Genomic DNA, 13,075 nt, shown 5'->3' on the forward strand with positions numbered 1-13,075 from the left:
TATTGCTGTCCTGCCGGATCAGGCGGCCTTGATGATTGCCGCCTCATCGGGCTCAAGTTGCAAGGTATCTACCGCACCGCCCTCAGACCCATGACGGGAGGACAGGACGACCTCGCCCTTGACCGGGCAGAGCCTGGTTTCCCCGGTGAAATTCAGGCAGATGTGAAAGACCGTACCATCAAGGCGGCGGGTGAAGATGAAGACCCCGTCTTGCGCCACCGTCGTCTCGTAGGTCCCGAGCGTCAGCGCGGGCGTCTCACGACGCAGCGCAATCAATGCGCAGACATAGTTGAGCAAGGAAGTAGTATCGGCCCGCTGAGCCGCCACGTCTCCGCCCGCCGGAACGAAGACCGGAAGCCAGGGGTCGCCGTCGCTGAAGCCATGGGTCGGGCCCGGCTCCCACGGCATGGGCGTGCGGGCCGGATCGCGACCCAGCCCACGGCCCGGCACCTGCTTTTCCCACGGGTCGCGAACGGCGTGGGGCGGAATCTCGGCGCTTTCCATACCCAGTTCGTCACCCTGGTAAATCGTCGGCGTACCCTTGAGCGTCAGCAGGAGCGTGGCGGCCACCGCAGCCTGTGCAGGACCGGCGCGGCTGGCGATGCGCCGGCAGTCGTGGTTGCCGAGCACCCAGTTGCCCCAGCCCCCGTCCGGCAGGGCGGCCTCATAGGTTTCAATGCGGCGCACGATTTCCGCCATCTCCCATGGCGCGTTCAGAAGCGTGAAGTTGAACGGCAGCTGGAAGGCGTCGAATGCCTCGCCGTAGTAGGTCATGACGGCCTTCAGTTCGCCGTCCGTCTCGCCGATCAGCACCCGGTCCGGATACGAGTCCGTGACCCGGCGCATCATCCGGACGAAGTCGAGCCCCTCCGGCTGATGCTTGGAGTGCACCTTCAGGTAGCGGTAGGAGGGGTCCATGTGTTCCTGCCAATTCGGATCGGGCGGGTGATCGCCCTTGTCGGGATCGGGCGCGATATGGGTGATGGCGTCCACCCGGAACCCGTCCACCCCGCGGTCGTACCAGAAGCGCAGCGTGTCGAGCATTTCGGCCTGCACTTCGGGATTGCGCCAGTTGAGCGCCGGCTGCTCGGACAGGAAGATGTTGAGGTAGTACTGGCCGCTGCCTTCGTCCCAGGTCCAGGCGGGACGGCCGAATTCGCTGATCCAGTTGGTCGGCGGGCTGCCGTCGGGCTTGGCGTCGCGCCAGACGTACCAGTCCCGTTTGGGGCTGCTTCGCGAAGACCGCGCGTCGGTGAACCACGGATGCTGCTCGGACGTGTGGCTGGGCACGAAGTCGAGGATCAGCTTCATCCCGCGCCGGTGGGTGGCCGCGACGAGCCGGTCGAAATCCGCGAGTGTGCCGAACATCGGATCGATGTCGCGGTAGTCCGAGACGTCATAGCCGAAATCGGCCATCGGCGACGGGAAGATCGGAGAGATCCAGATGGCATCGACACCAAGGTCCGCGAGATAGTCGAGGCGGCTTTCGATCCCGGCAAGATCGCCCACACCGTCGCCGTCGCTGTCCTGAAAGGAGCGCGGGTAGATCTGGTAGATGATGCCGGTCTTCCACCATTCGGGGGTGGTCTGCGCGGTGGTCCGGACGGTTTCCTGTTGCATCGCGTCGCTGTCCTTCAGGTGACTATCGCCTCTCACGAGGCGGATCTGGTGGTGGCGGGATGTTGAGCCGCTCAGTCCGACACTGATGGCGAATCCATCCAAGCCGCAGTCCTTAACGTTCAGATCACATATCTTAACGTTAAGGACAACAAATTTTTTCGAAATGGGCGGATCGTGCATTGACCGCGCTCACGATTGCCGCTTGGTGAGGGTACCGGGACAGCGGCCCCTCTTGGCAGGGACCTCGTACATCCGGGATGGCAATTCCGAAGGACACCCCAGACGTGGCAACGCTGAAGGACATCGCGAAGATAACCGGGTTGACGGCGACGACGGTCAGCCGGGCCTTGCGCGGTTTCGACGATGTGTCTCCGGCCACTCGCACCCGGGTCAGGGAGGTTGCCCGCGAACTGAACTACCGACCGAACCACAGCGCACGAAAACTGGTCTCCGGACGGTCGGGGATCGTCGGTCTTGTCCTCGACACCGCGCCCGCCGACTTTGAGTCTCCCCACTTCTTCGAGATCGCCCATTCGATCACGCAGGCGATGGCAGGCCGGGGCCTCGATCTCATGCTGCACATCTCGACCGACGCGGACCCGCTGCAGACCTACGACCGCCTGATCGGCCAGGGCGTATTCGACGGTTTCGTCTTGCTTTTTCCACGCGCAGACGATGCGAGGATGGCGTTCCTGACCAGCCGGGATGTGCCCTTCGTGGTGCATGGCAAACATGTCCCCGACCCGGATTATCCGTTCTTCGACCTCGACACGGCTGATATTGTCCGCAGGGCCGTCGCCCACCTGGCCGCGTTCGGCCACCGGAGGATCGCACTTCTGAACGGCGAGGCAGGCTGGCAGGTTTCAAGGGAACGGGCCGAAGTCTTTGCGGATGCATTGATGAGGGCCGGGCTGCCCCTCGTCCCCGAGCTGATCCGCTACGGCGACACGTCGCGCGCCTACGGTCGGGACGCCACGCGCGCGCTCATCGCCCTGCCCGATCGCCCGACAGGGATCGTCTGTTGCAATTCGCTGGTGGCGGGCGGGGTGCTCGACGCCGCGGCCGAGGCGGGCCTGAGCATTCCCGGCGACCTCTCTGTCGTCGCGCATGACGATGTCCTGCCGGGCATGGAGACCGGTGACCTGAACCCGCCTCTGACCGTCACCCGCCGTGCGCTCCGGGACGCCGGAACGCCGCTTGCCGACCTGATGCAGAGGCGCCTGAACGGCGAGCCAGTGCGGGACCTGCAAGTCCTCGAGACAGCGGAGTGGATCGGCCGCGCCTCCGTTGCCCCCGCGCCCCAAAAAGGCTGAGGGTACCCAAGAGCAACGTACGGATGGTCCGGGCGCGCCACGCAAGGAGCGCCGGCACCGTCAGACTGCCGTGATTCACGGACAATGACCGCTTGAAGGTCGGTGCATCGCAAAGCGGCATCGGCAGCGATTATTTCCGTAAAGCCTTCGGCACGAGCCTATCAACAATTGAACATCGTTCAATTGGATGTTACCGCCAGCGCATTCCCTGAACGACGTAGCGCGCCCCGTGTTCGATCCCTCCCTGCTTCCCATCCTTCTGCTTCTGTTGGCCACCGGCGCCTTCGCCGGGCTGTTGTCGGGCCTGCTGGGCATCGGTGGAGGCATCTTCCTCGTTCCCGTCCTTCTGTTCATCTTTCGCGGGCTGGGCGCGTCGGACGGGATCGTCATGCAGCTCTGCGTCGGCACGTCCACGGCCACAATCGTGGCCACGTCGATCCGGTCGGTCTGGGCGCACCACGGGCGCGGCGCCGTGGAGGTCGGGATCCTGCGGGCCTGGGCGCCGTGGCTGGCGGTAGGCGCGATCCTTGGCGTGCTGACGGCGACCACGCTGAAATCGGACACGCTGATGCTGATCTTCGGCGGTCTTGCGACGGTCATGGGGATCTACATGCTGGCCGGCAACCCCAACTGGCGGCTGGGTGACAGCCACCCCGGGCTTCGGGTCTATGCCCCTTATTCCGGCGTGATGGGCTTTGTCTGCGCCATGATCGGCATTGGCGGCGGGACCTTCGGGGTGCCCGCCCTGACCGCCTACGGCACACCGATCAACCGGGCCATTGCCACATCGGCGGGGTTCGGACTGCTGATCTCGCTCCCCGCCAGCGTCACCTACGTGCTGGCATCGACGGATGACGTCACCCTGCCGCCGTTCACTTTGGGCCTCGTCAGCCTGCCCGCCTTCCTCGCCATCACGGCAATGACCTTCGTGACGGTGCCCATGGGCGCCCGGCTGACCCACGTTCTTCCCACGGGCCGGCTGCGAAAGGTCTTTGCCCTGTTCATCATCCTTGCGGCCCTGAATATGCTCCGCAAGGCCCTCTTCTGAAGGAAACGCATCCCATGGACCGGACTTCCACTCCCACCGATCCCGCAGACCTAGGCGCCGCCGAAGCGCGCCGCCTGATCGCCCGAAAGGCGCTGTCCGCATCCGAGCTGGCCGACGCCTGCATCACCCGTGTGGAGGCCGTGGACCACGCGGTGAATGCGCTGGTGGCACGGGACTTCGACGGGCTTAGGGCGGGGGCTTGGGCGGCGGACAAGGCACTGTCCTCCGGCGCCGAACTCGGGCCGCTCCACGGCCTGCCATTCGGGGTGAAGGACATGATCGACGTGACCGGCCTGCCAACCACCTTCGGGTCTGAACTGTTCCGCGACAACATCGCCAAGAAGGACGATGCCATGGTCGCCGCGATGCGCGGCGCGGGCGCGATCCCCATGGGCAAGACCAACAACCCGGAATGGAGCGCGGGCGGCAATACCCGCAATCGCGTCTACGGTGCCACGGCCAACCCGTATGACCTGACACGCACCTGCGCCGGATCCTCGGGCGGGTCGGCGGCGGGATTGGCAGCCGGGTACTTCCCCTTGGCCACCGGATCGGACACGGGCGGGTCGCTGCGCAACCCCGCGGCCTTCTGCGGCGTCGTGGGGTATCGCCCGTCGCCGGGTGTGGTGCCGGGCAACACCCGCGGCATCGGGTACTTCCCACTGTCTACAGCCGGCCCCATGGGCCGCACCGTGGAGGACACGGCGCTGATGCTGTCGGTGCTCGCACGGCCCGACATGCGCGACCCCTATACGGCGGTCGTGGATGGCCGCACCGCATGGGATCCGGCGCGCTTTGCAACCCTGCCGCGCTGCGATCTGTCCTCGCTGCGCGTGGCGTTCACCGAGGACTACGGCTTTGCGCCGACCGAAGGCATCGTGCGCGACCACTTCCGTCAAGTCGTGCCGCAGCTTGCACCGCTGTTCGGCGTTGCCGATGAAGGCACACCTGATTGCGCCGATGCCGACCGTATCTTCTCGGTGCTGCGCGGCATCCTGTTCGTGGCCACGCACGGCAAGCGCCTGGATGATCACCCCGAGCAGGTCGGCCCGAACGTGACGGAGAACGTCCACGAGGGCCGCAGCTTTACCCCCGACGACATCGCCGAGGCGCTGTCGATGCAGGGCGCCTATCACCAGCGCTGGCAAATCTGGTTCGAGAGCCATGATTTCGTGATCTCTCCGGCGGTGACGATCAGCCCGCGCGACTGGCACGAGCTCTACCCGACCAAGATCGATGGCGTGGCGACAAAGAGCTACTACCACTGGCTGGCGATGGCCTATGCCTCCACCATTGCGGGGCATCCGTCGATCACCATTCCCTGCGGGACCGACGCCAATGGCATGCCCTTCGGGCTGCAGATCGTCGGGCGCCGTTACAACGACCTGGGCGTGCTGGCGGTGGCCGCCGAGCTGGAGGCGATCATCGCGGGGATTTCTGACCTCGCGCCAAAAGGCCCCGACATCGCCGCGCTGAAATCCGCCGGGCGGCTGTCGGACGTCGAGGGGTTCCTCAGCCTCTGATACGGCCCCGGAGCATGACGATGCCGGGCCGCAGTGCGCGCTTGGCATCATTCGTTCTGAAGTTCCGGCAGGCACGAAAAAGGGGCGCCCGGCAGGACGCCGCCAATCTTTTGCACCGGCGAAGTTTACTCCGGCGCGTATTCGGCGACGAAGGCGCGCAGTTCCTCGATCCGCTCGGCCGGCACTTCGGTCAGTACCTCGGCCATCGGCAGGGTCGCCTCGCGGAAGGTCGCAAGCTCTTCCTCCGTCGGCTCGTAAACGGCGATGCCGGCTTCTTCGAGGTTCTTCTTGTGCACGACCTCGGAGGCGTCGACCCATTCGAAAACCTCGGCCAGCGCGTCTATGGAGGCTTTCTCGAAGGTGGCCTGCTCCTCTTCCGACAGACCGTCCCACCACGTGGTGGAGGCCAGCGCGAGGCGGGCGGACATGATCACCTTGGCGTCGGTGAAGTTGGTGAACAGGTCGCCCTGCCCGAAGGTCAGCGGCACGAGCGACGCGTTGACGTAACCGTTGGCGATGCCAGTCTGGATCGCATTCGGCACTTCGGAGAACGGGATGACAACGCCGCTGGCGCCCATCATCTGGAACATTTCCAACTGGTTGGGATCCAGCGCGCGCATCCGCAGGCCTTCCATGTCGGATACGGTGCGGACTTCCTTCTCGTTGTTGAAGATGCCCAGGAAGCCCCCGGTGGGCACGATCGCCAGGATGCGCATCCCTTCGGCCGCCAGCTCTTCGTTCACCTGATCGAGGTAGTCGGATTCGGTGAAGAACTTGAACTCGTGCGCCGGGTTCTCGAAGGTGTAGGGCAACTGCAGCGCGCGCATCTCCTCGACGAACTGGGTCGCCACGGCGTAGTTCGACATCGAGATGTCGAGGATACCGGCGCGGATCTGGTCAAGGCGCTCGTCCTCGCCGCCGATTGTGTCGCGCGGGAAGGTCTCGGTGTCCCAGCCTGCTTCTTCGAGCGTTGTGAAGAGGTTTTCCACATAGCGATAGGTGCCGGACTGCTCCCGGTCGGGGTTGGAATCGAGCGCGACGTTGACCGACTGCGCGGAGGCGGCCGAGGCCAGGAACAGCGCGGTGAGGGTGGCGGTGGACGTTAAGTTCATCAGTTACTCCAGCATGTTGGATTCAGTGGATTTTGCGAAGGCGATCTCCTCCTCGAGAACCTTCGGCGAGATGAGCGCGCCAAGACCGGCAAGCCCGTGGAACAGGATCAGGATCAATGCGACCGGCAGGGCCGAGGCCATCCAGGCGGTGGATATTTCGAGCCCTTCGGAGGTCCGCCCGATCTGGCGTTCGAGATACGGCCAGGTGAACCACAGCACGGGCGCGAAGAAGGTCCAGGACGCGAGGAACCGCGCCACGACCTGCACCTTCTGGCGCCAGATCACGTGGCTGGGCGGATGCACCATCGCCGGGTCGGCATGGGTGTGGAACGCTGCCGAGGCGCCCAGCAACCCGCCCCAGACCATGAGCCAGCGGGCCAGTTCCTCGGTCCAGAACGGTGGCGAGGCAAAGGCGTAGCGCGCCACCACCTGAAGCATCATGACACAGAGCATCGCTCCGAAGCACAGCGCAGCGATCCGGGTGGCGAAGAAGTTCAGCCGTTGCGATGTGGCGTAGGTGAGATTGGCAATACGGATCATCTGTTTCTTCTCACTCAACGAAACCGGCTAGGCGCGGCAGGAACAGTGTCAGTTCAGGGGTGAAGGTCAGGATCAGCAGGACGCCAAGCTGGACCACCAGGAAGGGCGCGGCGGCCTTGGCGATGCCCCAGTAGGGCGCGCCCGACACAGCCGAGACGACCAGCAACGCGGCGCCGAACGGCGGGGTGACGATGCCCAGCATCAGGTTCACCACGATGACGATGCCCAGGTGGATCGGATCGGCGCCCATCGAGATGCCCGTGGGCACGAGCAGCGGCACCAGCAGGGCCAGCGCCACCGGCACCTCGAGGAACATGCCCGCCACGAGGAAGACCGCGTTGAGCAGCAACAGGTATTTCCAGCCCTCGAACCCCAGCCCGATCAGCGCATCGGCCAGAAGCGTCGGCAGTTTCTCCAGACCGGCGAGATAGCCGAAGATCGCCACGCCCGAGAGCAGGATGAAGATCGAACCGGACAGGATTGCCGTGCGTTCGAGGCTCTTGATGATCGTGCCCCAGGACATCTGGCGATAGATGATCCCGGCGAGGATGGCGCAACAGACCGCGACGCCGGCGGCCTCGGTCGGGGTCATGACGCCGAAGACGATACCCGAGAGGATGATGACAGGGATCACGGTGGCGGGCAGCGCATAGATCGCGCGGCGCAGCACTTCGCGTGCAGGGACACGCTCCCCCGTCGGGTGGTCGTGTCGATGCGCCAGCCACGCGTTCGCGCCAAACAGAGCAACCGCCATGATGAGGCCCGGCACGATGCCCGCGATGAACAGCGCTGCCACCGAGGTATTCATCAGCGCCCCGTAGAAGATCATGATGATTGACGGCGGAATGATCGGCCCGATCACCGACGACGCGGCGGTGACGGCACCGGCATATTGCACCGTGTAGCCCGACTTCCGCATCGCCGGGACCAGCGTGTTGGACACCGCAGCCGCATCTGCCATGGCCGACCCGGAAATCCCCGCGAAGAACACCGACGTCAGAATGTTTACGTGCCCGAGCCCGCCCTTCAGACGTGCCATCAGCGCCATGGCCAGATCGATCAGCGCCTTCGTGACGCCCGCGCGGTTCATGATTTCACCGGCCAGAATGAACAACGGCATCGACATGATCGAGAACAGGTCGATATGAGCGATGATCCGTTGGGGCGCCGCAGCAAGGAAGCGCGCCCTGTCGGCGGCGATGAAGGACAGGATGGAGGCCGCCCCGATCAGGTGCGCAAGCACGGCGCCACCCAGAAGCAGGGCGACGGAAAAGATGAGGATCGGCAGTGCTGTCATTTGTACCCCAGTCGTCAGGTTCGAGAGTGTTCGGCCGGTTGTGTTGGTTTTCAATTGAACGATGTTCTATAACTGTTAAACCAAACTCGTCGAGTCCGTCACGCAAAATGAAACACGCCTATTTTTTGAACGGGAATCGTACCGGTGACCACTGAGAATGATGAAAAAAAGGGCAAGATGCTGCGTGGACGGGCCGCGGCGGTCGGGTTGAGCAAGAATCAGGTGGTCGCCGCAGCGGTCGCGCAGATCGACGAAAAGGGGCTGGCGGCCTTCTCCCTCCGAGAGCTGGCCCGCAATCTGGGCGTCTCTCCGGCAGTGATCTACTGGCATGTCGGTGGCGCGAAGGAAGACCTCTTTGCCGAGATTTCCGCCTCGATCACCGGGCCCCTGTCCGACACTCTCGACGCCGACATGCCTTGGGACGACCGCCTCCGGCAGGTGTTTCTCAACTACCGCAAGCTGGTGCATCGTCATCCCGCCGTCGCGCCGCTTCTGGGCGCGCAGATGAAATCCAACGGTGTCGCGAACCTCGACTGGGTCGAGACGATCCTTTCGGCGCTGCATGACGGCGGCTACCGCGGCGATGCGCTGCGCCCGGCCTTCAACGTGCTGGTCGGCGGGCTCGCCGGGTTCGTCACCATGGAACTGGCGCCGCCGCCCGTCAGCAAGCCGGGCAGCGAAGGCGAAACCTGGCAGGAGCTCTTCGCAAAGCGGGTCGCGCAGACCGATCCGGACCTCTACCCGCTGACGGCGGCCGCGCTGCCCGACATCTCCAACCGCATCTTCGTCCTGCGTTGGCAGAACGGCGCCGTGAACCCCTACAACGACAGTTTCGAATTGCTGCTCGACCTTCTGGTCGAGGGGCTGAAGGCCCGGGCCCCGGCCCAACCTTCCTGACCGCTACCCTTCACTCCCTTCAGACGACAAGGAAACACCGATGAACCTCCCCTTCTCCAAGACCCGCCGTGTCGGCAACACCGTCTACCTTGCAGGCGAGATCGGCTTTGACGCGGACGGCAAGGTCCCGGCGGGTATCGAGGCGCAGACGCGCAACATCTTCGAGCGGCTGAAGGCGACGCTCGAGACCGAGGGGCTGACGCTGGCCAACGTCGTCTCGGCCACCTGCTATCTGACCGACACCAGCGACTTTGCAGAGTTCAACCGTGTCTACGCCGAGTACTTCTCCGATCCGCTGCCCGTCCGCACCACCGTGCAAAGCGGCCTGATGATCGACGCGAAGGTCGAGATCACCGTCATCGCCGAAGCCTGACCCGGGCCTGCGGAGGCAGGGCGCCGCGATGCGCGCCTGACCCGGGCCTGCGGAGGCAGGGCGCCGCGATGCGCGCCTGCCCCGCCCCAACTCTCCGGATCGGCGGTCCCGCCGGTTCGCTTCCCACTACCGGAACTTCTCATGGCCGATTTTCTCGTTCTCGGTGCCGGCATGGTCGGCGTTTCCACCGCATTGGCACTGCAGGAGCAGGGCCTGTCGGTCACCCTCATCGACCGCAAGGCGCCCGGGCGCGAAACTTCTTTCGGTAACGCCGGGATCATCCAGGCCGAAGCCGCGGAACCTTATGGCCTGCCCCGCGACCCGATGACCTTGCTGCGCTTTGCGCTTGGCCGGACCAACGATGTGACCTGGTCCATAGCCGGCGTCGCCGAGATGTTTCCGGCGCTGTGGAAATACTACCGGAACTCCTCGCCTGCCCGCCATGCCGAGATCTCGCGCACCCACGTCCGACTGACCGAACGCTCCACCCGCGACCACGCTCCGCTGATCGCCGACGCCGGGATGGAGAACCTGATCACCCGCGATGGGCTTGCCCTCCTCTACCGCAACGCTGCCGAATACGCCGCTGCGGTGGCTGACGCCGAACGGGTCCACGCCACCTATGGCACGCGCTTCCGGGCGGTCGACGGTGCGGACTACGCGAGAGAGGACCCCGCTCTGCTGAAGGCGCCTGCGGGTGTGATCCACTGGCAGGACTCATGGAGCTGCGCGTCGCCCGGCACGCTGACGGCGGGCTATGCCGATCTCTTTGCACGGCGCGGCGGCCAGATGGTGACCGGCGACGCGAGCACGCTGCGGCAGAAGGGCACCGGCTGGCAGGTCGAGACCGATGAAGGCACCGCTGGCGCCACGCAGGCCGTCATAGCCCTTGGCCCATGGTCGCCGCGCCTGTTGGCCCGGTTCGGCTACCGCGTCCCGATGATCTACAAGCGCGGCTATCACGGCCATTTTGCCGCGCCGCGCGCTCCTGTCCGGCCCTTCCTCGACGTGGCGCACGGGATCGTCGCCGCGCCGATGACCGAAGGTCTGCGGCTTGCCACAGGGGCTGCGCTGGTGACCAGGGACAGCCCCGCCGACCCGCGCCAGCTCGACCGTGGCCGGACCGGGATTTCCGACCTGATCGAGGTCGGCGCCCGCATTGAGGAACCCCAGTGGTCCGGCGCCCGGCCCTGCCTCCCGGACATGCTGCCGCTGGTGGGCGCAGCTCCCCGGCACAAGGGCCTCTGGGTGAACTTCGGCCACGGCCACCAGGGCTTCACCCTTGGTCCGACGACCGGCGCCCTGCTCGCGCAGATGGTTGCGGGCCATCCGGCCGAGGGCTTCGACGCCCTGCTGCCCTCACATCGGATGTAAGACATGACCTTTCACGCAGACACCCTGACCGCCGACCTTACCCGCGCCGAAGAGGACTTCCGCAAGCGCACGCCCAAAAGCGCGCAGGCGCTGGCCCGCGCGTCCCGCGTTCTGCCGGGCGGCAACACCCGCAGCTCGCTCTGGGCGGCGCCGTACCCGCTGTCGATCACCGGCGGCGCGGGCTGCCGCATCACCGATGTCGACGGCAACACCTACACCGATTTCCTGGGCGAGTTCACCGCCGGCATCTTCGGACACACCTGCCCGTCGCTTGAAAAGGCCGTGACGGCTGCGCACCGTGGCGGGTTCGGACTGTCCTCGCACACGCCATACGAGGTCGCGCTGGCCGAGGAACTGGCGGCGCGTTTCCCCTCCATCGACCTGCTGAGGTTCACCAATTCGGGGACGGAAGCCAACGTGATGGCGCTGACCGCCGCGCGTCTGGTGACGGGTCGTGAGCGCGTCGTGGTCTTTGCCGGGGGCTACCACGGCGGGGTCCTGACATTTGGCAACGGCAATGCGCCGGTCAACGTGCCTTTCGACTTCGCCATCCTGCCCTACAACGACCCGCAGGCGGCGGCGCAGGAATTCGCCAAGTCAGGCGATCGCATCGCCGCCGTCCTGGTGGAGCCGATGCAGGGCGCGGGCGGCTGCAACGTCGGCACGTCCGAGTTCCTGCAGGCCCTGCGCGATCTCTGCGACGAAAGCGGCGCGCTGCTGATCTTCGACGAGGTGCAGACCGCGCGCATGGCGCCGGGCGGCGCACAGGAGCGTCTTGGCATCACGCCGGACATGACGACACTGGGCAAGATCTTCGGCGGCGGCCTCGCGTTCGGGGCATTCGGTGGCAAGAAGGCCGTGATGGCGCGCTTCGATCCGTCCCACCCCGATGCAATCCCCCACGCGGGCACCTTCAATAACAACCGGCTGACCATGGCCGCCGGGCTGGAAGCGATCCGCAACCACCTGACACCGGAAGCTCTGGCCGCCCTCTACGAGCGCGGAGAGGCCTTCCGCGCCGCGTTGAACGACAGTTTCGCGGCGCAAGGCGGTTGGTTTCATGTGACCGGGATGGGATCGATCATGAACATCCACGCCACGGCGGACGACTCGACGCTTCGCCGCGACCGCCTGCGCCTCTTGCATTTCCGGATGATGGAAAGGGGCTACTACTTCGCCTCGCGCGGACTGATCGCGCTGTCCTTCGCGGTGGGTGAGGAAGAGATGGACGGTTTTCTGGATGCGCTCGACACCGTGCTCACAGCCGGACAATCCGTTCCGGCAAAGTGACCATGTCCACGGCGTGCATCACTCTTATCGTAAGAGCGCCCGCAAGTCCCGAACATCCCGGCCGAGCAGACCCAAACGCTCCACGCCGTCAGGCGTGCCACTCGGCGAAACGGGGATCCGGTGCGTATACCTGGATGGTGTGAAAGAAAATGTCGATCTCAAGCGCCAGCCCCACCTCGAAGTCATTGAGTTCGGCGCCGCTCCAGCGGTGCCGTTCGAGGCGGGCGAGGAAGTCGCGGCGCGCCTGCTCGTCGCGCGGCTTCAGCGGCAGGGTCTCGGCGGCGCGGAGCAGGTCGATGCGCTTGTGCACTTCCCGCATGCCTGAGAACGCCTCCATCATCGGGCGTGTCAGGCGCGGCTCGGCCTGCCACGACCTGCCGCCGAACACCTCTTGCACGACACGGTTGCCAGCCCCCAGGCAATCGTAGGCGACGCAGCCGGGAAAGCCCTCCTGCGTCAGCCGGTCGTGTATGGAACAGCTGTGGCCCGAGAGGTTCCGGCACGGCTCGCCGGGGTTCTTGTCGAAGGCGAAACCCTTGCCCTTGTCAAAGGCCAGCGAGAGGCAGCACAGCGCGGCGCACTTCGAACAATCGGTCTTGAGGTGGTCGGTCTGAGGCATCGCGGCTGTGGCCTTTCATCGGTCCGTCGGACGGGCTCGCCCTTGCCGCCGTATCCCGCAGAATGGCCC

Annotated in this window: 12 protein-coding genes; 7 read left to right on the forward strand and 5 right to left on the reverse strand. The window is 65.5% G+C overall.

Annotation, left to right across the window (positions count from 1 at the left end):
* Positions 1–18: 18 nt before the first annotated feature.
* Positions 19–1,722: an alpha-amylase family glycosyl hydrolase gene (locus QNI11_RS18780; RefSeq protein WP_283981309.1), complete on the reverse strand. Its 1,704-nt coding sequence runs from the start codon at positions 1,720–1,722 to the stop codon at positions 19–21.
* A 182-nt stretch (positions 1,723–1,904) separates the two neighbouring features.
* Here QNI11_RS18780 and QNI11_RS18785 point away from each other — a divergent pair, with 182 nt between their 5' ends.
* From QNI11_RS18785 to QNI11_RS18795, 3 genes are all read left to right on the forward strand, one after another.
* Positions 1,905–2,933, forward strand: coding sequence for a LacI family DNA-binding transcriptional regulator (locus tag QNI11_RS18785; RefSeq protein ID WP_283981310.1), 1,029 nt, complete (start codon positions 1,905–1,907; stop codon positions 2,931–2,933).
* A 229-nt stretch (positions 2,934–3,162) separates the two neighbouring features.
* Positions 3,163–3,981, forward strand: coding sequence for a sulfite exporter TauE/SafE family protein (locus QNI11_RS18790; RefSeq protein ID WP_283981311.1), 819 nt, complete (start codon positions 3,163–3,165; stop codon positions 3,979–3,981).
* Positions 3,982–3,995: 14 nt separating this feature from the next.
* Positions 3,996–5,504 carry an amidase gene (locus QNI11_RS18795; RefSeq protein ID WP_283981312.1) on the forward strand — a complete coding sequence of 503 codons (1,509 nt, stop codon included), beginning with the start codon at positions 3,996–3,998 and terminating at the stop codon, positions 5,502–5,504.
* A 125-nt stretch (positions 5,505–5,629) separates the two neighbouring features.
* Here QNI11_RS18795 and QNI11_RS18800 read toward each other — a convergent pair whose 3' ends face one another.
* Genes QNI11_RS18800 through QNI11_RS18810 form a run of 3 tightly spaced genes read right to left on the reverse strand, consistent with a single transcriptional unit; the run spans position 5,630 to position 8,453 of the window.
* Positions 5,630–6,616, reverse strand: coding sequence for a TRAP transporter substrate-binding protein (locus tag QNI11_RS18800; protein WP_283981313.1), 987 nt, complete (start codon positions 6,614–6,616; stop codon positions 5,630–5,632).
* Between the two features lie 3 nt (positions 6,617–6,619).
* On the reverse strand, positions 6,620–7,156 hold the full coding sequence (locus tag QNI11_RS18805; protein ID WP_283981314.1) for a TRAP transporter small permease: 537 nt from the start codon (positions 7,154–7,156) through the stop codon (positions 6,620–6,622).
* A 10-nt stretch (positions 7,157–7,166) separates the two neighbouring features.
* Complete coding sequence (locus QNI11_RS18810; RefSeq protein WP_100929067.1) at positions 7,167–8,453, reverse strand: TRAP transporter large permease; 1,287 nt, start codon at positions 8,451–8,453, stop codon at positions 7,167–7,169.
* Between the two features lie 207 nt (positions 8,454–8,660).
* Between QNI11_RS18810 and QNI11_RS18815 the strand changes: the two genes are divergently transcribed.
* The 4 genes from QNI11_RS18815 (at position 8,661) to QNI11_RS18830 (ending at position 12,387) form a co-directional block, all read left to right on the forward strand.
* Positions 8,661–9,350, forward strand: a complete 690-nt coding sequence (locus QNI11_RS18815; RefSeq protein WP_283981315.1) for a TetR/AcrR family transcriptional regulator — start codon at positions 8,661–8,663, stop codon at positions 9,348–9,350.
* 40 nt (positions 9,351–9,390) lie between these two features.
* Positions 9,391–9,723, forward strand: coding sequence for a RidA family protein (locus QNI11_RS18820; RefSeq protein WP_283981316.1), 333 nt, complete (start codon positions 9,391–9,393; stop codon positions 9,721–9,723).
* A 141-nt stretch (positions 9,724–9,864) separates the two neighbouring features.
* Entirely contained in the window at positions 9,865–11,097 is a 1,233-nt protein-coding gene (locus QNI11_RS18825) for an FAD-binding oxidoreductase (protein ID WP_283981317.1), read from the forward strand.
* Positions 11,098–11,100: 3 nt separating this feature from the next.
* Entirely contained in the window at positions 11,101–12,387 is a 1,287-nt protein-coding gene (locus QNI11_RS18830; protein WP_283981318.1) for an aspartate aminotransferase family protein, read from the forward strand.
* An 88-nt stretch (positions 12,388–12,475) separates the two neighbouring features.
* Here QNI11_RS18830 and QNI11_RS18835 read toward each other — a convergent pair whose 3' ends face one another.
* Entirely contained in the window at positions 12,476–13,006 is a 531-nt protein-coding gene (locus QNI11_RS18835) for a hypothetical protein (RefSeq protein WP_283981319.1), read from the reverse strand.
* Between the last annotated feature and the right edge of the window lie 69 nt (positions 13,007–13,075).

This window comes from Sagittula sp. MA-2 (assembly GCF_030126985.1).
Taxonomy (GTDB): Bacteria; Pseudomonadota; Alphaproteobacteria; order Rhodobacterales; family Rhodobacteraceae; genus Sagittula.